This is a genomic window from Cupriavidus sp. CPT47-8839-RL05A, from assembly GCF_058792255.1.
In genome coordinates, this window is record NZ_JBYTEG010000026.1 from 29490 (window position 1) to 51240 (window position 21751).

General features: G+C 66.8%; 19 protein-coding genes and 2 pseudogenes. 17 read left to right on the forward strand and 4 right to left on the reverse strand.

The features are described 5' to 3' along the window. Window positions 1–58: 58 nt before the first annotated feature. From AC3WVS_RS26635 to AC3WVS_RS26680, 10 genes are read left to right on the forward strand one after another with little or no spacing between them, the layout of a single operon-like run. Entirely contained in the window at window positions 59–1051 is a 993-nt protein-coding gene (locus AC3WVS_RS26635) for a Bug family tripartite tricarboxylate transporter substrate binding protein (RefSeq protein ID WP_492320998.1), read from the forward strand. 10 nt (window positions 1052–1061) lie between these two features. Further along, a complete protein-coding gene (locus AC3WVS_RS26640; protein ID WP_492320999.1) occupies window positions 1062–1979 on the forward strand; it encodes an NAD(P)-dependent oxidoreductase in 918 nt (305 codons plus the stop codon). A gap of 37 nt (window positions 1980–2016) precedes the next feature. Beyond that, the gene (locus AC3WVS_RS26645) at window positions 2017–3171 is read left to right on the forward strand and encodes an ABC transporter substrate-binding protein (RefSeq protein WP_492321000.1); all 1155 of its coding nucleotides are present in this window, start codon (window positions 2017–2019) and stop codon (window positions 3169–3171) included. A 29-nt stretch (window positions 3172–3200) separates the two neighbouring features. Then, complete coding sequence (locus AC3WVS_RS26650; RefSeq protein ID WP_492321001.1) at window positions 3201–4088, forward strand: branched-chain amino acid ABC transporter permease; 888 nt, start codon at window positions 3201–3203, stop codon at window positions 4086–4088. A 2-nt stretch (window positions 4089–4090) separates the two neighbouring features. Beyond that, window positions 4091–5038, forward strand: coding sequence for a branched-chain amino acid ABC transporter permease (locus AC3WVS_RS26655; RefSeq protein ID WP_492321002.1), 948 nt, complete (start codon window positions 4091–4093; stop codon window positions 5036–5038). Next, window positions 5035–5841, forward strand: coding sequence for an ABC transporter ATP-binding protein (locus AC3WVS_RS26660; RefSeq protein WP_492321003.1), 807 nt, complete (start codon window positions 5035–5037; stop codon window positions 5839–5841). Before AC3WVS_RS26655 ends, AC3WVS_RS26660 begins: the two co-directional genes overlap by 4 nt. 2 nt (window positions 5842–5843) lie before the next feature. Next, on the forward strand, window positions 5844–6563 hold the full coding sequence (locus AC3WVS_RS26665) for an ABC transporter ATP-binding protein (RefSeq protein WP_492321004.1): 720 nt from the start codon (window positions 5844–5846) through the stop codon (window positions 6561–6563). Beyond that, complete coding sequence (locus AC3WVS_RS26670; RefSeq protein WP_492321005.1) at window positions 6556–6996, forward strand: nuclear transport factor 2 family protein; 441 nt, start codon at window positions 6556–6558, stop codon at window positions 6994–6996. The genes AC3WVS_RS26665 and AC3WVS_RS26670 overlap by 8 nt, the downstream gene beginning before the upstream one ends. 23 nt (window positions 6997–7019) lie before the next feature. Continuing rightward, the gene (locus AC3WVS_RS26675) at window positions 7020–7328 is read left to right on the forward strand and encodes a YciI family protein (RefSeq protein ID WP_492321006.1); all 309 of its coding nucleotides are present in this window, start codon (window positions 7020–7022) and stop codon (window positions 7326–7328) included. A gap of 30 nt (window positions 7329–7358) precedes the next feature. Next, window positions 7359–7541 carry a hypothetical protein gene (locus AC3WVS_RS26680; protein ID WP_492321054.1) on the forward strand — a complete coding sequence of 61 codons (183 nt, stop codon included), beginning with the start codon at window positions 7359–7361 and terminating at the stop codon, window positions 7539–7541. Between the two features lie 320 nt (window positions 7542–7861). On the opposite strand, the gene AC3WVS_RS26685 is transcribed toward AC3WVS_RS26680, so the two are convergent. Beyond that, a complete protein-coding gene (locus AC3WVS_RS26685) occupies window positions 7862–8356 on the reverse strand; it encodes a LysR substrate-binding domain-containing protein (RefSeq protein WP_492321007.1) in 495 nt (164 codons plus the stop codon). Window positions 8357–8391: 35 nt separating this feature from the next. On the opposite strand from AC3WVS_RS26685, the gene AC3WVS_RS26690 reads away from it, so the two are divergent. From AC3WVS_RS26690 to AC3WVS_RS26700, 3 genes are all read left to right on the forward strand, one after another. Then, window positions 8392–9111: a SagB/ThcOx family dehydrogenase gene (locus AC3WVS_RS26690; protein WP_492321008.1), complete on the forward strand. Its 720-nt coding sequence runs from the start codon at window positions 8392–8394 to the stop codon at window positions 9109–9111. A gap of 180 nt (window positions 9112–9291) precedes the next feature. Beyond that, a complete protein-coding gene (locus AC3WVS_RS26695; protein ID WP_492321009.1) occupies window positions 9292–12699 on the forward strand; it encodes a bifunctional diguanylate cyclase/phosphodiesterase in 3408 nt (1135 codons plus the stop codon). A gap of 53 nt (window positions 12700–12752) precedes the next feature. Beyond that, window positions 12753–13544, forward strand: a complete 792-nt coding sequence (locus AC3WVS_RS26700) for a glycine-rich domain-containing protein (protein ID WP_492321010.1) — start codon at window positions 12753–12755, stop codon at window positions 13542–13544. A 127-nt stretch (window positions 13545–13671) separates the two neighbouring features. On the opposite strand, the gene AC3WVS_RS26705 is transcribed toward AC3WVS_RS26700, so the two are convergent. Continuing rightward, complete coding sequence (locus AC3WVS_RS26705; RefSeq protein ID WP_492321011.1) at window positions 13672–13968, reverse strand: hypothetical protein; 297 nt, start codon at window positions 13966–13968, stop codon at window positions 13672–13674. A 200-nt stretch (window positions 13969–14168) separates the two neighbouring features. On the opposite strand from AC3WVS_RS26705, the gene AC3WVS_RS26710 reads away from it, so the two are divergent. Then, entirely contained in the window at window positions 14169–17672 is a 3504-nt protein-coding gene (locus AC3WVS_RS26710) for a pyruvate carboxylase (protein ID WP_492321012.1), read from the forward strand. An 85-nt stretch (window positions 17673–17757) separates the two neighbouring features. Here the strand turns inward: AC3WVS_RS26710 and AC3WVS_RS26715 are convergent, their stop codons facing one another. Beyond that, window positions 17758–18105, reverse strand: coding sequence for a hypothetical protein (locus AC3WVS_RS26715; RefSeq protein ID WP_010808933.1), 348 nt, complete (start codon window positions 18103–18105; stop codon window positions 17758–17760). A gap of 295 nt (window positions 18106–18400) precedes the next feature. Between AC3WVS_RS26715 and AC3WVS_RS26720 the strand changes: the two genes are divergently transcribed. Next, entirely contained in the window at window positions 18401–20131 is a 1731-nt protein-coding gene (locus AC3WVS_RS26720) for a SulP family inorganic anion transporter (protein ID WP_492321013.1), read from the forward strand. Window positions 20132–20167: 36 nt separating this feature from the next. Here AC3WVS_RS26720 and AC3WVS_RS26725 read toward each other — a convergent pair whose 3' ends face one another. Beyond that, window positions 20168–20779, reverse strand: a complete 612-nt coding sequence (locus tag AC3WVS_RS26725) for a tripartite tricarboxylate transporter substrate-binding protein (protein WP_492321014.1) — start codon at window positions 20777–20779, stop codon at window positions 20168–20170. Between the two features lie 2 nt (window positions 20780–20781). Here AC3WVS_RS26725 and AC3WVS_RS26730 point away from each other — a divergent pair. Both AC3WVS_RS26730 and AC3WVS_RS26735 read left to right on the forward strand, forming a co-directional pair. Next, window positions 20782–21289: pseudogene (locus AC3WVS_RS26730) on the forward strand (zinc-binding dehydrogenase); the annotation flags it as partial. Window positions 21290–21327: 38 nt separating this feature from the next. Beyond that, window positions 21328–21748: pseudogene (locus AC3WVS_RS26735) on the forward strand (TauD/TfdA dioxygenase family protein); the annotation flags it as partial. Window positions 21749–21751: the final 3 nt, after the last annotated feature.

The following is a 21751-nucleotide window of genomic DNA, read 5'->3' on the forward strand; positions in this document are numbered from 1 at the left end:
TGACGGCAGCCGGCCGTCCGAGCCGGCACCGTCGACACAGACAATGGATGGAGACCTTATGTCCTGGCAATTTCATACGATTCACGCGCTGCGTGCCGCAGCCTTCGGCCTGGCCTGCCTGGCAGGCACGGGCGCCGCACTGGCGCAGACCTATCCCACGCAGCCGATCCGCATGGTGGTGCCTTACGCACCGGGCGGAACCACCGACATCATCGCCAGGCAACTGGCGCAGCGCATGTCTGAGAAGCTGGGCCAGCCGGTGGTGGTGGAAAACAAGAGCGGTGCCAATACCGTGATCGGCGCCGACGCGGTGGCCAAGGCGCAGCCCGACGGCTACACGCTGCTGCTCACCAACGATGCCACCTTCGTGCTCAACCCGGTGGTGCTGCCGTCGGTGTCGTACAACGTCGCGCGCGACTTTGCCCCGGTGGCAACGATCGGCTACGTGCCGCTGGTCATGGCCGTCTCGGGCAGCCTGCCGGTGGACAGCGTCAAGGACCTGGCCGCGTATGCCAAGGGCCGCCCGCAAGCCCTCAGCTACGGCTCGTTCGGCAGCGGCAGCCAGCCGCACCTGATGGGCGCGCTGTTCAACAAGCTGGCCGGCACCGACCTGGTCCACGTGCCGTACAAGGGCTCGGCGCCGGCGGTGGCAGACGTCGTCGGCGGCCAGATCCTGATGACCTTCCCGGCGCTGCCGACGATCCAGAGCTTTGTTGCGGCAAAGAAGCTCAAGGTGCTCGCCGTCAGCGGCGACAAGCGCACGCGCGCGCTGCCGCAGGTGCCGACCTTTGCCGAAGCCGGCTACAAGGACATGGATATCTCGGCCGTCTACGGCGTGCTGGCCCCGGCCAAGGTGCCGCGCGCAGTGGTCGACAAGCTGAATGCCACCATCCGCGAGATCCTGGACGACAAGGACTTCGTCGAGAAGCACTTCGCCGCGCAGGGGATGGTGCCGATGAAGCTGAGCCCGGCGCAGTTCTCGCAGTACATCGAGACGCAGACCCGCCAGACCCGCAAGCTGGTCGAGCTGTCCGGCGTCAGGGTCGAGTAGGGGGCGGGCCATGACCAACACAAGCAACGCACACACGGTGCAATCACCGCGGCTTGGATGGATCGGCGTTGGCGCCATGGGCCGGCCGATGTGCCTGAACCTGCTGAAAGCCGGCTACCTGCTCAAGGTCTTCGACCGTGTGCCGGCGCAGTGCGAGGCGGTGGCCGCTGCCGGGGCCGCGGTGGCGCCGTCCGCGCAGGCACTGGTGGCGGAATCCGATGTGGTGTTCTCGACGATCTTCGACGATGGCGGGCTGCGCGACCTGTTCCTGGCCCCTGGCGGCGTTGCCGGGGCCGCAACGGCGGACAAGGTCTTTGTCGACATGAGCACGGTCTCGCCCGACGCCTCGGCCGAGGTGGCCGCCGCGCTCGTGCAGCGCGGCGCCGCTTTTCTGCGCGCGCCGGTGTCGGGCACGGTATCGCTGGCGGCCAGCGCGCAGCTGAGCTGCTTCGTGTCCGGGCCGCGGCCGGCCTTCGACGCGGTGCAGCCCATTCTGGCGTGCCTGACCGCGCGCCAGTCCTACGTGGGCGGCGCGGACGAGGCCCGCGTCATCAAGCTGATGATCAACATGATGGTGTTCATGAGCACCGCGGTGATCGGCGAAGGGCTGGCATTCGGCGCGCGCGCCGGGCTGGACCGCGCGCTGATGGTCGATGCGATCAACGACAGCATCGTCGGCAGCGCCCACTACCGCACCAAGGCAGAGCAGCTCAAGCAGCGCGACTACGCCGCCGTCGGCCCGATCTCGCTGGTGGTGAAGGACCTCGACCTGGCATTGGCGGTGGCCCGCGACAACGTGGTCGCGCTGCCGATGTCGTCGCTGGTGCGGCAATACCTGGCGCTGATGCAGCAGCGCCGGCAGGACCATCTCGACATCGCCGCGCTGGCCGATGTGCTCGAGTGGGCAGGCGAGCCCGGCGCAGTGTAATCGGGCCAACCCGATAGCTATAAAAAAGGATGGAGACATGAAACACAACCCGATCACCCGGGCGCCACGCGCCCTGTTCGTCGCCGCCGGGCTTGCCCTGGCGCTGGCGATGCCGCCGGTGCTGGCCCAGGGCAAGCCCGGCGCCGAACCGGTCCGCATCGGCGGCCTGTTCTCGATCACCGGCGGCCTTGCCGCCGTGGGCCAGGCCGAGCGCGAAGGCGCGCTGCTGGCGCAGAAGGTCGTCAATGCCCGTGGGGGCATTGGCGGGCGGCCGCTGGAAATGATTGTCGAAGACGACGGCTCCAGCCCGGATTCCGCCGTCGCCAAGGCGAACGCGCTGCTCCATACGCACAAGGTTCGCGCCATCGTCGGGCCATCGGGCATTGCACAGACGGTTGCAATCGGCGGCATCACACAGGCGCAGAAGGTGCCCCTGTTCTCGTTCTCGGGACTGGGGCCCGCGGTGGAGCGTGAACGCCACTGTGTGTTCCACCTGACGCCGTCGCAGGAGCTCAACGCGCGTGCCGTGCTGGCCTATGCGCGCGACAACGGCCTGAAGCGCGTCGGCGTGCTGCATGACTCGGGCTACGGGCAGGTGGTATGGACCAGCCTGAAGACGCTGGACCGCGAGTACGGCGTCAGCTTCATACAGGTGGAGAAGTTCGAGATCGCCGCCACCGATGTCACCACCCAGGCGGCCAAGATCAAGGCGGCCACGCCGGATGCGATCATCGTCATCTCGACCTCGCCCGCGCCGTTCCGCAACGTGCGCCAGCTGAAGGTCGGCGTTCCCATCATCTCCGTGCATGGCACGGCTACCTACGAGACCGTCAAGGCCATGGGCGAGGCCGCGGACAACATCATCCATCCCGAGTTCATCGTGTCCGAAGACCCGCTGCCCGGGCAGAAGGAATTTGTCGAGACCTTCCGCAAGGAGTACGGCAAGCTGCCCAAGCATTTCTCGGCGGTGGGCTGGGATGCGGTCATGGCCCTGGCCGCGGGCCTGAAGGCGGCCGGTGCCGATGCGCCGGGCGACAAGCTGTGCAGCGCGTTGCGCCGGCCTTACCAGGGCGTCACCAGCGGCTACGACTTCGCCGCGCCCGATATGGGCGGCATGACGCTGGCCGGCTTCACGTACTCGAAGCTGCAGAAGGGCCAGTTCGAGCGGCTGCCCTACAAGGCCAAACCATAGCCTGCGACGGTCGCGGGAAAGGAGCTGGTATGTCCACCACCCTCGTATTCCAGGCGATCCTGTCCGGGATCACCAATGGCTTTGTCTACGCGCTGATCGGCGTGGGCATGGCCATCATCTTCAAGGGCACGCGCATCGTCAATGCGATGCAGGGCGAGTTCGCGGTGATCGGCGCGCTGGTGGCGGTGTTCGCGCTGAAGGCGCTGGGCCTGCCATATGCGTTGGCGATTGCCGGCGGCATTGCCGCCGGTGCCGCCAGCGGCCTGGCCATCGACGTGCTGTTCGTGCGGCCGATGCTGCGCCGCGGCGCCGGCGAAGAGAGCTTCCTGCTGCTGACCATTGGCCTGGCCTTTGCGCTGTCGGCCGCGGCGCTCTACTTCGGCGGCCGGGATTCGCACCTGCTGCCGGCGATTGGCGGGGAGGGGGTGGTGGAGCTGTTCGGCGCCACCACGCCCGTGCATGCGCTGGCGCTGACCGGCATTGCGGTGCTGCTGGTCGGTGCGCTGCGCCTGTTCTACACCAGGACCCTGGCGGGCCTGGCCATGACCGCTGCCTCGCTCGATCCGGATGGCGCCACCACCACCGGCATCAACGTGCGCCGCATGCGCACGTACACGTTCCTGCTCGGCGGCGGGTTCGGCGCGATCGCCGGCGTGCTGGTCACGCCGCTGCTGTCGATGAACTACCAGATGGGCATCGGCCTCACGCTGAAGGGCTTCGCCGCGGCCATTCTCGGCGGCCTGGGCAATCCGCTCGGGGCCGTGGCGGGCGGCCTGCTGCTCGGCCTGGCCGAATCGCTGGCGGTGGTGGGTTTCCCGTCTGGCTATCGCGACGTGATCGCGCTGTCGATCCTGATCGTCATCATGATTCTGCTGCCCAACGGCGTGCTGGGCCGGGCCGGGCGCAAGGGAGGATAACCATGAACCCGTCACGCGCGTTCATCCTGGCTGGCGTGTTGCTGTGGGTGGCGGCCGGGCAGCTGCTGTCGCGGCATCACGTCGATCTGCTCAACTTCGCCGCCATCCTGGCCGTGGGCGGCCTTGGCGTGGGCCTGCTGCTGGGGCAGTGCGGCATCGTCAATCTGGCGCAGGCCTCGTTCTACGGCATCGGCGCATACGCCTCGGCGTACTGCACCACGGCGCTGGGCTGGCCGGCGTTGGCCGGTGCGGCTGCCGGACTGGTCATCAGCGCCGCGCTGGCTGCGGCCATCGGCGTGCCGGTGCTGCGCCTGGGCGGCTTCTTCCTGGCGCTGGCGACGCTGGCGGTGGGAAGCATCGCCAACGTGCTGTTCTTCGAGTGGGACTGGCTGACCGGCGGCACGCTGGGAATCGGCGGCATTCCCAAGCTGTCCTGGTTCGGCTATGTGCTGGACACCCCGGAGCGCTACTACTACTTCGTCTGGCCGCTGCTCGCGGTGCTGCTGTGGCTGGTCGACAACCTGGTCAAGGGCCGCCCGGGCCTGGCCATGCGGGCGATGCGCGATGCCGCGCCGGCGGCGCAGGTGCTGGGCGTGGACATGCACCGGCTGAAGACCTCGATGTTCGTGCTGTCGGCCATGCTGGGCTCGCTGGCCGGAACCTTGTTTGCCCACTACGTGTCGTTCGTCAGCGTGCAGAGCTTTACGGCGGAGCGTTCCATCGTGTTCCTGCTGGTGCCGGTGGTGGCGGGGGCCCGCTCGACCTATGGCGTGATCCTTGGCGCGCTGTTCGTCTCGCTCGTACCGGAACTGCTGAGCGGGCTGGGGGATTTCCACCAGGTGCTGTTCGGCACGGTGCTGGTGCTGGTGGTCACGCTGATGCCCGGCGGGATGATGGGCGGCATCGCTGGTGCGCTGCAGCGCATGCTTGGACTGAAGGAGGCAAGATGAACCATCCCGTTCCTGCTTTTGGCACGGCGCCACAAGCCGTGCGCCCGGCGCAGGCATTGCTGCGCCTCGACGCGGTCGCGCACAGCTTCGGCGGGCTGGAGGTGCTGCGCAATGTCAGCTTCGACGTGCCGGCCGGCCATATCGTCGGCCTGATCGGCCCGAACGGCAGCGGCAAGACCACCTGCTTCAATATCGTCTCCGGCTTCCTGCGCCCGAAGGGGGGCAAGGTGTCGCTCGCGGGGCGGGACATCACCGCCGACACCGTCCAGCAGCGCAGCCGCGCCGGCCTGGTGCGCACCTTCCAGACGCCGCAGGTGTTCGAGCACATGACCGTGCTCGAGAACCTGATGGCAGGCTGCCACAAGGCCACCCACGCGGGCGTGCTGCAGGCGATGCTGCGCACGCCGGCGTCGCGCCGCGAGCTGGCGGCCATGCACGATGCGGCGCTGGCATGTGCCGGGAAATTCGGGCTGGAGCGCTTGCTGCAGCTCCGGGCCGGCACCCTCCCGGCCGGCCAGCGGCGCATCGTCGAACTGGCGCGTGCCTGTATCGGCAATCCGGGACTGCTGTTGCTGGACGAGCCGTCGTCGGGGCTGAACAGCGAAGAGATCGAACTGCTGCGCGCATGGATCGTGCGTCTGCACCAGGAGGGCATGACCATCCTGCTGGTCTCGCACGACATGGGGCTGATGACGATCTGCGGCACGGCCCATGTCCTCTATTACGGTGAAATCATCGCCAGCGGGGCGCTGCACGAGGTGCAGGCCGATCCGCGCGTGCGTGAAGCCTATCTGGGAGTCTGACCATGCTGAACGTGAAAGGCCTGCGCGCCGGTTACGGCGCGGTGCCGGTGCTGCACGATGTCGACATGACGGTCGCGCCGGGCGAGGCGGTGGCGGTGGTGGGCGCCAACGGCGCCGGCAAGACCGCGCTGGTGCGCACGCTGGCCGGCCTGATCCGGCCGATGGCCGGCAGCATCGTCAAGGACGGGGCGGAGATCGGCCATGTCCCCGGGCATCGCCGCTTCAGGCATGGCATCGGCGTAGTGCTGGAAAACCGCAACCTGTTCGCCGAGCTGTCGGTGCGCGACAACCTGCGCCTGGCCGAGCATGCCGGCAAGCGCGCCCGCGGCGGCGCGCTGCGCTACACCTATGACGATGTATGCGATCTGTTTGCGCTGCTGCGCGAACGTGCCGACAGCGCGGTCGGGCTGCTGTCCGGCGGGCAGCAGCAGATGGTGGCGATCGCGCGCGCACTGTTGCTCCAGCCCGACCTCCTGATCATGGATGAACTCACCACCGGCCTGGCGCCCCGCATCGTCAAGGAGATTCTGGCGGTGCTGAACCAGCTGCGCGCGCGTGGGCTGAGCATCTTGCTGGTCGAACAAAGCGTGGCGATCGCCGCGGACATGACGGATCGCGCCTACGTGCTGTCAGTGGGGCGCGTGATCCATGAAGTCCGGCGCGGCGAATGGCAGGCGCTGCTGAACGACAAGACCCTGGTGAAGGCTTACCTTCATGGCTGACCTGGAGACCACGACGATGGCATTGGGCGAACCCGCGGACCTTGCCGCACTCACGCAAGCCGATCAGGCGCGGTATCGCGCCATGCTGTCCGGCGACCTGGCTGCGCTCGATGCCCTGCTGGCTGACGAGCTTTCCTATACGCACTCCTCGGCATTGCGCGAGAGCAAGGCGGAGTACCTTGGCTCGATCCGCAGCGGGCGGGTGCGCTACCTGCATGCGAGCCTGGCGGAGGTGGGGCAGGCGATCTACGGCGACCTGGCCGTGATGCAGGGCAAGGCCCTGCTCAGGGCCGTGGTGGACGGGGCGGAGCGCACGCTCGACAACCGCTTTCTCAGCGTGTGGAGGCGCCATCAGGGCGCATGGCAGATGCTGGCCTGGGCCTCGACGCCGATGCCGGCCGCGAGCGCGCCGCCCGTGCCAGGAGTCTCCTGATGGCAGCATGCGGAGCAGCACCGATGGACCCGGACGACACGTACTTCATCATCCATTGCCTGGACCATGCCGACGCGCTGCCGCGCCGGCTGGCAAGCCATGACGCGCACCGTGCCTACCTGGCCGCGGCGCCTGTCGAATGCGTGCTGCGCGGCCCGCTGATGTCCGACGGGGGTGAGCACATGATCGGTAGCTTGTTCCTGGTCCGGGCAAGGAGCAAGGAGGACGTGATCGCCTTTAACCGGTCCGATCCGTTCTATCAGGCCGGCGTCTGGCAGACGATTCATATCCACCGGTTCCAGCCGAGGTCGGACGTCCTGGATCCGGCTTGATGCCCGGGCGCGCCTGGCGTGATGCGGGGCATGGATCATGCGGTGAATGGCGACAAGGCCGGCATCCTGGCGCGGCGGACGATGGAATGCATCGACGCCGACCACCAGACCTCGACGTCGAGGGACGGCGCCTGTGTGCGCGAGCACTTCTTCAACACCCGCGAGCTGAAGGCATTGGCCGCGGCTGGTCCGACGACGACATCCAAGCGCTGAACCGCGCTGTCCTGGTGCGGCGATCCGGCCTTCTTGCCAAATCGTCCCTGACATACCGGATTGCGTCGCGGCGCCCGGTATCACGTTAACTGATCCTTCAGATCAGCAAGTTGAATTTCACCTTCGATGAGTATCAGTTCTAACATCATGACCACTGATCCACCGAAGCGAATGCCTTGCATTTTTCGATGACAAATCCAGGTCCGAACCTCTTGCCAGGCAGGCCAGGAGTGTCTGGATCATTACGGAGGCGCCGCCGGCCAATCCGTTCGCGATCCGCTGGCACCCCGTGAGCAGCCGCGATGCCATGGCGATTTTTTTTACGCGCCGATCCATGTCGCACCGCGCCAGATGCCGTCCTGCACCAGGCGCTTCATCAGCGACACGAGCGCGGCGGTCGCACAGGAGGCGGCGGTGGATTGGGTGCGTGTGGCAAGCCGCGCAAGAAGGATGCGGCGAGACAGGGCCGGCGAGGCAATGGGCGCGGCGGCCAGGGTGCCACGCGCCAGGTCGTCGGAGATGGCGGAACTTGGCAGGATGGTATGGGCGAAGCCTTTCGCTACCAGCGACTTCTGCATGCTGAGCGAATTGGTTTCGGCGGCAATAACGAGGTCAATACCGGAAACGGCATAAGCATGCTCCACCACATTGCGAAGGCCATGCGGCGGATTCGGCAGCACCAGCGCCAGTCCCTCCAGGTCCATGACGGAAAGCGGCCCGGCCTGTGGCAGCGTGCCTGGCCGCCCCACCAGGTACAGCTGCTCGTCGAGCAGGGCCTGCACCTGCAGGCCCGTGACCGACTTGTCGTCATACATCAGCGCGGCATCCGCATACCCTCACAAAAAAGGGTGTGCTTGCCGGCGGCGGCCTGGACCGCGATGCCGTCCTGCATCTGGCAACTGACGGTGGGCATCGCGCTTATCCTGGCGCGCCAAGAACGACGCTCGGGCGATCCGTCCCCGCAGAGCTCGAGGCCTTCCATGCCATCACGCGGGCCCGGCGTTCGCAGCGCGCCTATACCGGCCTGCCGGTTTCCCGCCAGCCGTTCGACGCGCTGCTCCAGATCGCTTGTGGCGCGACCGGCATCCTGAGCGGAGCCTCGCGCGACGCCACGCTACGCGCCTATCCGTCAAGCGGAGGGCTCTACGCGGTCGAAATCTACCCGGTCATACTCAATGTGGAAGGGCTCCCCCCAGCCATCTATCACCTCTGCCCGGATGAGGGGGAACTGGAATGCGTGCGGCCGCTGCCCCGCGAGCGCCTGATCGAAGCCATGTTGCCGGCGGAACGGGAAATGATCTCGGGCTGTGCCGCGCTGATCTGCCTGACCGGGTACTTTCCCCGGCACGAGTACAAGTATGGCGAGGGGGGCTATCGCATGCTGGTGGCTGAGTCCGGCCATCTGTCGCAGAACCTGATTCTTGCCGCCACCGCGCTGGGGCTGAGCGCGCGCCCGTTCGGCGGCGTCTTCGACACGCTTCTGAACGACGTCCTCGGGCTTGATCCATCGCAGGAGCAGTTCCTGCTGGCGGTGGCGCTGGGCCACGCCGTGCCGCAGCCGTCGTCCTGATCCGCATCTCGCAAAACTGCAACCCCACTTAAGTCGGGTGTTTACGTCGCGATAATCAGGGCCCGTTTTTCCCCGCTTGTTATAGATTGTTAAGACATATAAGAGCGCGGGTTTCGAATAGAAACCCCAGCCAATAAGTGCACTATTAGCATCAGTCGTTGGTGACGGACGTTCGGCCGCATGGTTGCCATCGACATCCGGGGGGAAACAATCTTGCGCCAGACGCTTGCGCGCGCGCTGCGCCCGCTTGGACGGCTTGGGTCGCGCACCATCACCGCGGGCACCTTGCTGCTTGGCTTGATGACGACGGCTGTCGTCTATGCGTTCTGCACCGACCTGCTTGAGAAGGACGTCCGCCTGCGTTTTGAGAACGATACCGGCGACGTGATCCAGCAGATCGATACACGGATCCGCCTCTATACCGATGTACTGGTGACCATGCAGGCGCTGTTCGGCGCCAGCGACCATGTCTCGCGCGGCGAGTTTCGCGATTTCGTCAGCGGCTTGAACCTGCCGCAGCGCTATCCCGGTTTCCAGACGCTGAACTACGCGCCCTACGTGCCGGCGGCCGAGATCGACGCCTTTGTCGCCCGGCAGCGCAGCGATCCGATCCTGCGCGAGGCGGGCGTGACGTTCAACGTCCGCCCTCCCGGCCAGCGGCCGGGGCATTTCGTGCTGACCTATGTCGAACCGCTCGCCCTCAACCTGGCGTCGATCGGCATCGACATGGGCGCCGAGCCACGCCGCCTGGCCGCGCTGGAACGCGCGCGCGATACCGGGCAGTCAGTCAGCAGCGGGCGCCTGATCTTCAGCGAGGCAAAGAACCCGCATGTGGGCATCGCCCTGCGCCTGCCGGTGTACCGCAAGGTGCCCGAGCTGGATTCCGTGGAAGCGCGCCGGCGCGCCTATGTCGGCTCGGTTGGCGCGGGGATCCGGGTGGATGACCTGCTGAAGGACCTGGTCAGCAATGAGAACCTGCGCCGGATCCGGTTCCGCGTGCATGATGCCGGAGACTTCGCGCAGGCTGCGGTTCCGCCTTCCGCAGCCAACCTGCTCTATGACAGCGTGACCGGCCTGGCGGCCAGGGAACGCAGCCGGGTTGCCGGCGGCAGCGCCGTCCACGCCAGTGCCGCGCATGGCGCGACAGTACTGGCGGACGGCCAGGCGGCCCCGGGCCAGCATGACCTGGCCAAGAGCGTGGTGCGGAATTTCGGCGGACGGCGCTGGGTGATTGCATTTGCTGCCGATGCCAAGGCCATCAGTGGTCCGCAGCGCTACCTGCCGGGGCTGGTGGTGATTTCCGGCGCGATCATCAGCGTGCTGCTGGGGTGGCTGGCCTACGCGTTGTCGAGTTCGCGCGCTCGCGCCGTGGCCGTGGCCGACCAGATGACGCACAGCCTGCGCGACAGCCAGGCCGCGCTTGCCGAGGCACAGCAGATTGCCCACCTGGGCGACTGGCGCATCGACCTGGACCAGGACAGCGCGCACTTTTCCCAGGAGATGGCGCGCCTGCTAGGCTTGCGCGGCGACAAGCCGACTCCGGAAGCGCTGTTCCAGGCGATCGACGCCGGCCATCGCGCCGTGCTGCGGGAAAGGATGCGGACAGCCCTGCAGGATCGCCAGCCGTTCGAGTTCGAGTGCCCCTACCGGTCGCGGCGCGGACGCCGGGGCTGGCTGCACCTGATCGGCCACGCGCATGGGGCGGCGGACAGCGCCGTGCTGCGGGGCACCGCGCAGGACATCAGCCAGCGCAGGTCCGCCGAGCAGGCCAGGACGCAGGAACACCAGATTGCCCTGCACCTGGCCACCGCCACCAGCGAGATCGAGGTGCTGGAGGAGATCGTCCACACGCTGCTCGAAGGCATGGACTGGGAGGCCGGTGCCTTCTGGCCTGGCGATGACAGCCAGGGGCTGAAGCTGCCGCCGGTCTACCTGGCCCGCGTCAAGACGCTGCAGCCCTGGCTCGCCGAGCGCCCCGCATTGCCGGCCGGCGCCGTGGTCTTGCAGGCGCCGCAATGGTATGCAAGCCGGAGCGCGATGGCCCGGCATCCGCAAGCCAGGTGGCTCGACGCCGGCGGCATCCGGACGGTGTTCGCCTTCCCGCTGAGCCGGGGCCACGTGACGCTCGGCGTGGTCGAACTTTATTCCCGCAGCAAGCGCAGCCCCGATACGCATGCGCTCGCGATGGCGAGCGGCATTGCCAATCAGACCGGGCATTTCCTGTTGCGGCGCCAGGCCGAGGAAAACCTGCGCTTCATCGCCAATCACGATGCCCTTACCGGGCTGCCCAACCGCCTCATGTTCAAGGCCGAGTTCGAGCAGGCGCTGACCCGTGCCCGCGCCAGCGGCCAGGCCCTGCATGTCATTTTCGTGGACCTGGACGAATTCAAGGTCGTGAACGACACCATCGGCCACAACGCCGGCGACATCGTGCTGCGCGAGATGGCCGACCGCTTGCGCGGCAGCCTGGATGAGGTGGAGCTGATCACCCGCTTCGGCGGCGATGAATTCGTCGTGCTGCTGGACCCCAAGGGAGATTCGACGATCCTGGACCGGACCATCGCCCGGATCCAGGCTGCGCTCGCGCCAGGCTTCGTCGTCAACGAGTCGGAACTGCGCATGACGGCAAGCATCGGCATCAGCTCCTTCCCCGAGGACGGCAGCGACTGGCAGACCCTGCTCAAGCATGCCGACCTGGCCATGTACGGTGCCAAGCAGCTCGGCAAGAACGGCTACCAGTTCTACTGCCGGGGCATGAGCGCGTCGCTGCAGCGGCGCATCGACATGGAGTCGCACCTGCACCGCGCGCTCGAGCAGGACGAATTCATCCTCTACTACCAGCCGCGCATTGCGCTCGCGTCGGGGGCGTGCACGGCGGTCGAGGCACTGATCCGCTGGCGCCACCCGGAACTCGGCCTGGTCATGCCCGGAGATTTCATTCCCTTCGCGGAGCAGAGCGGCGCCATTGTCGAGATCGGTGCCTGGGCCCTGCGCGAAGCGTGCCGGCAGAATGCCGCATGGCGCGCGCAGGGACTGCCGCCGGTGCGTGTTTCAGTCAATCTTTCGGCACGGCAGTTCGCCGACAAGTCGCTCAGGCTGACCATCATCGATGCCCTGCGGCAAGCCGGGCTGCCCGGCAACCTGCTGGAGCTTGAACTCACCGAGAGCATGGTCATGCGCGATGCCGAACAGGCGTCCAGCTGGCTCTCGCGCCTGAAGCGCACCGGTGTCCGGCTGGCAATCGACGACTTCGGCACCGGCTACTCCTCGCTCGCGTACCTGAGCCGCTTCCCGATCGATACGGTCAAGATCGACGGCAGCTTCGTCCGCTACATACCGGAAAGCCGCAGCGACACGCAGATTACCAGCGCGGTGATCGGCCTTGGCCACCGGCTTGGCCTCGAAGTGGTCGCCGAAGGCGTGGAGAACGAGGTGCAACTCGAATTCCTGCGCCGCGAAGGCTGCGACGAAGTGCAGGGCTACTACTTCAGCCATCCGCTGCCGCCAGCGAAGATCACTGCCTTCCTGGCCAGCCGCATGGAGAACGGTCCCGCTCTCGAGCATGGACCGCAACCGATGCGCGCCTGACTGCCCGTCAGTCCGGTGCGTGCTTAAGCAGTCCAATAACAGGGAGCTAGATCATGCAGGACCGTACTATTGAAATCATGTGGCAGGCCATCGACGCCCTGGACTTTTCCAGGATGAAGGCCAAGCTGCTGCATCAGAAGCATGCGCATTGGTCGCCGGAATCGCTGGAGCAGGCGGAGAGCGGCTACCGGCAATTCCTCAAGCTGGCGGCGAAGCATCCGGACACGCCCGCCGTCCCCAGCGAGCAGGTGGATGCCTTCTGGCATGCCCACATCCTGGACACCAGGCGCTATGCCAGCGATTGCGAGCGCATCTTCGGCTATGTCCTTCACCACGACCCCTACGTCGGCATCGACGGTCCGGAAGACGAGGCCCGCCTCCTGCAAATGGCCGCTGCGAGCGATGCGCTGAGCATGCGCGAATTCGGCAGCCCGCTGACGTCTGCGGCATATTGCGCCCGGGCGGCGGCCGACGAGGCCGCTTACTGCGCACGCATGGCCAAGGCGGAAGAGGCCGCGTACTGTGCACGCATCGCCAGGACCGAGGAGCCGGCATACTGCGCACGCATGGGCAAGGAGGAAGAGGCCGCGTACTGTGCACGCATCGCCAGGACGGAGGAGCCGGCATACTGCGCACGCATGGCCAAGGCGGAAGAGGCCGCGTACTGTGCGCGCATCGCCAGGACGGACGAGCCCGCGTACTGCGCGCGCATGGCCAGGGCGGAAGAGCCCGCGTATTGCGCACGCATCGCCAGGACGGAAGAACCGGCGTACTGTGCCCGCCTTGCCACGGCCGGCGCCCCCGCATACTGCGCACTGGCGGCGCCCCAGGCCGCTGCCTGCTGAAGGCCTGCATTCGTGGCCGGGCGGGCGTCGTCAGCCTGGCCACGTTGCCCACGCCGGCACTCCCGGTTGCCGCGCGCCACAGGTGCTGCATCGCGCATTGGCCGCGGCATCCATGAAATGAAAAATTTCATTTCTGAAATTCGTTAGGCCGGCCTCGGAAGAAAATCCTCCGCCAAATCAATGGGATGGTGCCTGAACCGGCCGTGGCCCGGTTCTTGCGGCAGCAGGACGGGACGGGCGCGTATTTCATCGTGCCTGCAAACCTGCCGTCGCCCTGCATCGCGCTGCGTCGTGGGCAGGCGAACCTGGTCTTGATGAGGAAGGCACCACGATGTACTACGGAAGAATCGGAGCCCGCGCGCACAGCCGCGAGCTTGCCGGGGACGGCGATCAGCCACTTGCCGGCCAGAACCGAAGCGAGCATGGCGATCGGAACCAGCCATTGCCAAAGCGTGCCAACTGGGCGTGGGCCGCTGCATCGGCGCACTATGACTGGATGGACTCGCACGCCCCATTTGCCCAATACGACTAGCAGCCCGGGCAAGCCTTGCGCCCGTGCTGCATCCCCGATCACCTGACCCTGCCGCGGCGGTTGCGCGCGGCTGGTTCGCTTCCCTGCATCCCATGGACTACGCCCCTATCCGCTCCCTGCTGATTGCCAACCGTTCCGAGATCGCGATCCGCGTGATGCGCGCGGCCGCCGAGATGAACGTGCGCACGGTGGCAATCTATTCGAAGGAAGACCGCCTCGCGCTCCATCGCTTCAAGGCCGATGAGAGCTACCTGGTCGGCGAGGGCAAGAAGCCGCTGGCGGCTTACCTCGACATCGACGATATCCTGCGCATTGCCAGGCAGGCGAAGGTCGATGCCATTCATCCGGGCTATGGCTTCCTTTCAGAGAACCCGGACTTCGCGCAGGCCGTGATCGACGCGGGTATCCGCTGGATCGGCCCGTCGCCCGAGGTCATGCGCAAGCTTGGCAACAAGGTGGCGGCGCGCAACGCGGCAATCGACGCGGGCGTGCCGGTGATGCCGGCAACCGATCCGCTGCCGCATGACCTGGATACGTGCAAACGCCTGGCTGCCGGCATCGGCTATCCGCTGATGCTCAAGGCAAGCTGGGGCGGTGGCGGCCGCGGCATGCGGGTCCTGGAACGCGAGCAGGACCTTGAGGGGGCGCTGGCCGCGGCGCGGCGCGAGGCGCTGGCTGCGTTCGGCAACGACGAGGTGTATGTCGAGAAGCTGGTGCGCAACGCGCGCCATGTCGAAGTGCAGGTGCTCGGCGACACGCACGGCAACCTCGTGCATCTCTATGAGCGCGACTGTACCGTGCAGCGGCGCAACCAGAAGGTGGTGGAGCGGGCGCCCGCGCCATACCTCGACGATGCCGGCCGGGCCGCGCTGTGCGAATCGGCCCTGCGGCTGATGCGCGCAGTCGGCTACACCCATGCCGGTACGGTCGAGTTCCTGATGGATGCCGACTCCGGCCAGTTCTACTTCATCGAGGTCAATCCGCGCATCCAGGTCGAACACACGGTCACGGAGATGGTCACCGGGATCGATATCGTCAAGGCGCAGATCCGCGTGACCGAAGGCGGCCATATCGGCATGACCGAGAACACGCGCAATGAAAACGGCGAGATCGTCGTGCGCGCCGCGGGCGTGCCGGTGCAGGAAGCGATTTCGCTCAACGGTCATGCGCTGCAATGCCGGATCACCACCGAGGACCCGGAGAACGGTTTCCTGCCGGACTATGGCCGCCTCACCGCCTACCGCAGCGCGGCCGGCTTCGGCGTGCGCCTGGACGCCGGCACCGCCTACGGCGGCGCGGTGATCACGCCGTACTACGATTCGCTGCTGGTCAAGGTCACCACCTGGGCGCCGACCGCGCCCGAATCGATCCGGCGCATGGACCGTGCGCTGCGCGAGTTCCGCATCCGCGGCGTCGCGTCCAACCTGCAGTTCCTCGAGAACGTCATCAACCATCCCGCGTTCCGGTCCGGCGACGTCACCACGCGCTTTATCGACCTGACGCCGGAACTGCTGGCGTTCACCAAGCGCCTGGATCGCGCCACCAAGCTGCTGCGCTACCTGGGCGAGGTCAGCGTCAACGGGCACCCGGAGATGAGCGGCCGCACGCTGCCATCGCTGCCGCTGCCCGCACCGGTCCTGCCCGCCTTCGACACCAGCGGCGCGTTGCCCTACGGTACGCGCGACCGGCTGCGCGAGCTGGGCGCGGAGAAGTTCTCGCGCTGGATGCTGGAGCAGAAGCAGGTGCTGCTGACCGACACCACCATGCGCGACGCGCACCAGTCGCTGTTCGCCACGCGCATGCGCACCGCCGACATGCTGCCGATCGCGCCGTTCTATGCGCGCGAACTGTCGCAGCTGTTCTCGCTGGAGTGCTGGGGTGGCGCCACCTTCGACGTGGCGCTGCGCTTCCTCAAGGAAGACCCGTGGCAGCGCCTTGAGCAACTGCGCGAGCGCGTTCCCAACGTGCTGTTCCAGATGCTGCTGCGCGGCTCCAACGCGGTCGGCTACACCAATTATGCGGACAACGTGGTGCGCTTCTTCGTGCGCCAGGCGGCCAGTGCCGGCGTGGATGTGTTCCGCGTGTTCGATTCGCTGAACTGGGTGCGCAACATGCGCGTGGCGATCGATGCCGTTGGCGAGAGCGGTGCGCTGTGCGAGGGCGCGATCTGCTATACCGGCGACCTGTTCGACAAGTCGCGTGCCAAGTACGACCTGAAGTATTACGTCGGCATCGCGCGCGAGCTGAAGCAGGCCGGCGTGCATGTGCTGGGCATCAAGGACATGGCCGGCATCTGCCGTCCGCAGGCCGCGGCGGCACTGGTCAGGGCGCTCAAGGAAGAGACCGGGCTGCCGGTCCATTTCCATACCCACGACACCAGCGGCATCTCGGCCGCTTCGGCGCTGGCCGCGATCGAGGCCGGCTGCGATGCGGTCGACGGCGCGCTCGACGCCATGAGCGGGCTGACCTCGCAACCCAACCTGTCGAGCATCGCCGCGGCCCTGGCCGGCAGCGAGCGCGATCCCGGCCTCAGCCTGGAGCGCCTGCACGAAGCGTCGATGTACTGGGAAGGGGTGCGCCGCTACTACGCGCCGTTCGAATCCGAAATCCGCGCCGGCACCGCCGACGTGTACCGCCACGAGATGCCCGGCGGCCAGTACACCAACCTGCGCGAGCAGGCGCGCTCGCTCGGCATCGAGCATCGCTGGACCGAGGTGTCGCGCGCCTATGCCGAGGTCAACCAGATGTTCGGCGACATCGTCAAGGTGACGCCGACGTCCAAGGTGGTCGGCGACCTGGCACTGATGATGGTGGCCAACGACCTGAGCGCCGCCGATGTGTGCGATCCCGCCAAGGAAACCGCCTTCCCTGAATCGGTGGTGTCGCTGTTCAAGGGCGAGCTGGGCTTTCCGCCCGACGGCTTCCCCGCGGAACTGTCGCGCAAGGTGCTGCGCGGCGAGCCGCCGGTGCCATACCGGCCCGGCGACCAGATCCCGCCGGTCGACCTCGACGCGGCGCGCGCCGCGGCCGAAGCGGCGTGCGAGCAGCCGCTCGACGACCGCCAGCTGGCTTCGTACCTGATGTATCCGAAGCAGGCCGGCGAGTACCACGCGCATGTGCGCAACTACAGCGACACCTCGGTGGTACCCACGCCGGCATACCTGTACGGCCTGCAGCCGCAGGAAGAAGTGGCGATCGACATCGCCGCCGGCAAGACCCTGCTGGTCTCGCTGCAAGGCACGCACCCCGATGCCGAAGAGGGTGTCATCAAGGTCCAGTTCGAGCTGAACGGGCAGTCGCGCACCACGCTGGTCGAGCAGCGCAGCCCCACGCAAGCGGCGGCAGCGCGCCATAGCCGTCCGGTTGCCGAGCCCGACAACCCGCTGCATGTGGCCGCGCCTATGCCCGGCTCGATCGTGACGGTGGCGGTGCAGCCGGGGCAGCGCGTGGCCGCGGGCACGACGCTGCTGGCGCTGGAGGCGATGAAGATGGAGACCCATATCGCGGCCGAGCGGGACTGCGAAATCGCCGCAGTCCATGTTCAGCAGGGGGATCGCGTGGCGGCGAAGGATCTGCTGATCGAACTGAAGGGCTGACGTTGGCCGGCAGGGCGCAGGCTCCGATTTGCATCCTGCAGCGAACCGTCCGCCACTTCCACCACGCCGTTCAGACAGATCCAGGCTACGTGCAATTGTCGCGGTACGCCTGCTGCAGTTGCTTGCGCGTCTTGTCGCGTTCGATCTTGGGGATGGTCCGGCCCTGCGCGTTCTGCGTGCCCGGGGCGGAATGGTACGAACGCCTTTTTGATGTGGCGTTGTACTGCTCCTTCAGCTCCTCGCACTTCGCGCGTGCGGCCTCTTCGGGATCCTGGGTGGCGGCCGACGGGGGGCGATAGGGATTGGTCCCGCCCTGAACGGCATCCGATATGGCGCTCGCGGCACCCTCGGTCGATGCGCGCTGCGCCAGCGCCGCCGAGGCGCAGCCCAGTGCCACCAGGCCGGCTACCAGGCATCTCTTGGATATCGGCATCGTTCTCTCCCCGGTGATGGATAAACGGGGCATGCCCGCCAGACAACCATCATATGTGCCCGTCGCGGGATTGTCAGAAACTGATGGTTGTCGACAGCGCGGAGACCTGCGCAGGCAGCATGGCAGCACGAGGAGGTGTTGCGATGCAGCATCGGAGCGGCTCGCGGGGGCCTCGGCCTGGCGCCGCCAGCGCAATCCAAAATCCTTTTTTTCTTTGCTTCGACGCACATTTGTCGAAGCGCGACCTCCTATAGTCGATGCATACTCCTTGCCTGCCCAGGGCAGAACCCGACCCATGCAGCCCCAGAACCTGACCCCCGCCGCGCAGCGCGAAGTCGACAAGGCACCCGGATGGTTGCGCTGGCTCCCGGGACTGCTGGTGTTGAAGAACTATCAGCCGGCCTGGCTGCCGAAAGACCTCGCCGCCGGTCTGGTGCTCACGACCATGCTGGTGCCGGTCGGCATCGCCTACGCCGAGGCTTCCGGCGTGCCCGGTGTCTACGGGCTCTACGCCACCATGGTCCCGCTGCTGGTGTATGCCCTGCTTGGCCCGAGCCGGATCCTCGTGCTGGGGCCGGATTCGGCGCTGGCGGCGCCAATCCTGGCGGTGGTGTTGCAGGTCTCCGGTGGCGATCCGGGGCGAGCGGTCATGGTGGCCAGCATGATGGCGATCGTGTCGGGCGTGGTCTGCATCGTGATGGGGCTGTTGCGGCTGGGATTCATTACCGAATTGCTGTCCAAGCCGATCCGCTACGGCTATATGAACGGGATCGCGCTCACGGTGCTGGTCAGCCAGTTGCCCAAGCTGTTCGCCATCTCGATCGAAGACGCCGGCCCGCTGCGGGAGATGGTCAGCCTCGGCCAGGCGATCCTGGCCGGCGAGACCAACTGGTACAGCTTTGCGGTCGGCGCGGGCAGCCTGGTGCTGATCCTGTTGCTGAAGCGCTTCGAGCGCGTGCCCGGCATCCTGATTGCCGTGATCGTCGCGACGCTGGCCGTCAGCATGTTCGATCTCGACCAGCACGGGGTGAAAGTGCTGGGCAAGACCCCGCAAGGGCTGCCGGGCTTTGTCGTACCCTGGGTCAGTGGCGCGGACCTGGTTGCGATCCTGCTGGGAAGCATTGCTGTCGCGCTGATCTCGTTCGCCGATACCAGCGTGCTGTCGCGCACCTTTGCCGCGCGCACCAACACCCGCGTCGACCCGAACCAGGAGATGGTCGGCCTGGGCGCCGCCAACCTGGCTGCGGGATTCTTCCAGGGCTTTCCGATCAGCAGCAGCGCATCGCGCACGCCGGTGGCCGAAGCCGCGGGCGCGAAGACCCAGCTCACCGGTGTGGTCGGCGCGCTGGCCGTGGCGGTGCTGCTGATGTTCGCGCCCAACCTGCTGCAGTACCTGCCCAACAGCGCGCTGGCTGCGGTCGTGATCGCAGCGGCGATCGGCCTGTTCGAGTTCGCGGACCTGAAGCGCATCTACCGCATCCAGCAGTGGGAGTTCTGGCTGTCGATGGTCTGCTTTGCCGCGGTCGCCGTGTTCGGGGCGATCCCGGGGATCATCCTGGCGGTGGTCCTTGCAGTGATCGAATTCCTGTGGGACGGCTGGCGGCCGCACTATGCCGTGCTCGGCCGTGTCGAGGGCCTGCGCGGCTACCACGACACCAAGCGCTACCCGGATGCCGAGCGCATCGACGGGCTGCTGCTGTTCCGCTGGGATGCGCCGCTGTTCTTCGCCAATGCCGAGCTGTTCCAGGCGCGCCTGATGGAAGCGATCGACGAATCGCCGACACCCGTGCGCAGGGTGGTGGTGGCGGCCGAACCGGTGACCAGCGTCGACGTCACCTCGGCCGACATGCTGCGTGAACTGAGCGGCATCCTGCGCGAGCGCGGCATCGCGCTGCATTTTGCCGAGATGAAGGACCCGGTGCGCGACAAGCTCAAGCGCTTCGAGCTGATGGAGGCGATTGGCGACAAGAACTTCCACCCCACGGTGGGCAGTGCGGTGGATGATTACGTCGGCAAGCCAGCCTGAACCGTTACGGTCCAGGCTGGTTGCGCCGCGCGCCGGCTACTCCAGCCGGAACCCGGTCTGCTTGATGGCGAGCGCCCATTTCTTCAGCTCTGCCGCCATGAATGTCGCAAACTGGTCCGGAGAACTCTGGCTGGCTGGCTCATAGCCCTTGCTGGCAAGCTGCTGGCGCACACCTGGCGCATTCAGCGCCTTGTCGATTTCCTTGCTCAGCAGCGCAACGATCTCCCTGGGCGTGCCGGCAGGCGCGACCAGGCCATACCATTCGCTGGCCTCGATGCCCGGAAAGCCTGCTTCCGCCATGGTCGGCACATCGGGGAACAACGGCAGCCGCTGCTTGCCGGCCACGGCGATGCCCTTGAGCTGGCCGCCCTTGACGAACGGCATCACCGCCGGCACGCCGTGGAACATCATGTGGATATGGCCGCTCACCATGTCGGTCAGCGCCTGGGGTCCGCCCTTGTACGGCGCGTGCACGACGTTGATATGCGCGGTTTCCTTGAACACCTCGCTGATCACGTTCTGCTGGGTGCCCGGGCCGGGCGAGGCATAGCTGAGCTTGCCGGGCTCCGCCTTGGCCCGTGCCACCAGTTCCTTGACCGAGCCGCCCACGGACGGGTTGACCACCAGCATGTACGGCGAGCTTGCCATCAGCCCCGCTGATGGGCGCCAGGCCCGTGATCGCGTCCTCGCGCTCGGCGGCCAAGCTGGACAAGATCAGCCAGTTCGGCGTGGATGTCGGCATCGATGCCTCGCGGGACGACCAGGTCGAGGCGGTCTTGCAGGCCACCGACAACAAGGGCGTCGACATCATCATCGATACCGTCGGCGGCCCGGTGTTCGAGGCCAACATGAAGAGCCTCGCGGTCAAGGGCCGCCTGGTGAATATCGCGCGGCTGGGCTCGGCGACCGCCCAGATCGACCTGGCGCAGCTCTGGCTCAAGCGCCTGCAGCTGATCGGCGTGATCTTCCGCACCCGCACGGAACAGGAGCGGCTGGAATGCATCCAGGCCTGCGCGTGCGACATGCTGCCCTTTTTTGCGCGCGGGCCGCGTGCGGCTGCCGATCGACCGGACCTTTGCCATGACCGACATCGACGCCGCGCATGCGTACATGAAGCAAGACCAGCACGTCGGCAAGATCGTGTTGCTGGTCGACTGATTCCACAGAGAAGCGATAGATAAGAGGAGACATGATGAATGACAATCCAGATCAAGCCGCTGACCGGCTCCGTGGCCGCAGCCGTGACCGGTGTCGACCTGAACCAGCCGCTCGACGATGCCAGCTTCGAGATCCTGCACCGGGCATTCCTGGAGCATGGCGTGCTGGTGTTCCGCGGCCAGCAGCTACAGCCGGCTGCACAGGTCGCGTTCGCCCGGCGCTGGGGCAAGCCGGTGCAGGGCAACCCGCTGCTCAGGGGCCTGACCGAGTTCCCGGAACTGGCTCAGGTCACCAGGATCCCGAAGGAAACCGCCTCGACCGAGGCCTGGCATTCCGACTCGATCTATACCGAGGTGCCGCCGAAGATCTCGATCCTGTCGGCGGTCACCATCCCCACCGGCGGTGACACCATGTGGTGCAACCAGTACGTCTCGTACGACCGCCTGTCGCCGGCGATCCCAC

Coding starts and splice junctions, on each gene's coding strand:
- AC3WVS_RS26635 (WP_492320998.1), top strand. CDS start 59: ATGTCCTGGCAATTTCATACGATTCACGCGCTGCGTGCCGCAGCCTTC.
- AC3WVS_RS26640 (WP_492320999.1), top strand. CDS start 1,062: ATGACCAACACAAGCAACGCACACACGGTGCAATCACCGCGGCTTGGA.
- AC3WVS_RS26645 (WP_492321000.1), top strand. CDS start 2,017: ATGAAACACAACCCGATCACCCGGGCGCCACGCGCCCTGTTCGTCGCC.
- AC3WVS_RS26650 (WP_492321001.1), top strand. CDS start 3,201: ATGTCCACCACCCTCGTATTCCAGGCGATCCTGTCCGGGATCACCAAT.
- AC3WVS_RS26655 (WP_492321002.1), top strand. CDS start 4,091: ATGAACCCGTCACGCGCGTTCATCCTGGCTGGCGTGTTGCTGTGGGTG.
- AC3WVS_RS26660 (WP_492321003.1), top strand. CDS start 5,035: ATGAACCATCCCGTTCCTGCTTTTGGCACGGCGCCACAAGCCGTGCGC.
- AC3WVS_RS26665 (WP_492321004.1), top strand. CDS start 5,844: ATGCTGAACGTGAAAGGCCTGCGCGCCGGTTACGGCGCGGTGCCGGTG.
- AC3WVS_RS26670 (WP_492321005.1), top strand. CDS start 6,556: ATGGCTGACCTGGAGACCACGACGATGGCATTGGGCGAACCCGCGGAC.
- AC3WVS_RS26675 (WP_492321006.1), top strand. CDS start 7,020: ATGGACCCGGACGACACGTACTTCATCATCCATTGCCTGGACCATGCC.
- AC3WVS_RS26680 (WP_492321054.1), top strand. CDS start 7,359: ATGGATCATGCGGTGAATGGCGACAAGGCCGGCATCCTGGCGCGGCGG.
- AC3WVS_RS26685 (WP_492321007.1), bottom strand. CDS start 8,356: ATGTATGACGACAAGTCGGTCACGGGCCTGCAGGTGCAGGCCCTGCTC.
- AC3WVS_RS26695 (WP_492321009.1), top strand. CDS start 9,292: ATGGTTGCCATCGACATCCGGGGGGAAACAATCTTGCGCCAGACGCTT.
- AC3WVS_RS26700 (WP_492321010.1), top strand. CDS start 12,753: ATGCAGGACCGTACTATTGAAATCATGTGGCAGGCCATCGACGCCCTG.
- AC3WVS_RS26705 (WP_492321011.1), bottom strand. CDS start 13,968: ATGCTCGCTTCGGTTCTGGCCGGCAAGTGGCTGATCGCCGTCCCCGGC.
- AC3WVS_RS26710 (WP_492321012.1), top strand. CDS start 14,169: ATGGACTACGCCCCTATCCGCTCCCTGCTGATTGCCAACCGTTCCGAG.
- AC3WVS_RS26715 (WP_010808933.1), bottom strand. CDS start 18,105: ATGCCGATATCCAAGAGATGCCTGGTAGCCGGCCTGGTGGCACTGGGC.
- AC3WVS_RS26720 (WP_492321013.1), top strand. CDS start 18,401: ATGCAGCCCCAGAACCTGACCCCCGCCGCGCAGCGCGAAGTCGACAAG.
- AC3WVS_RS26725 (WP_492321014.1), bottom strand. CDS start 20,779: ATGGCAAGCTCGCCGTACATGCTGGTGGTCAACCCGTCCGTGGGCGGC.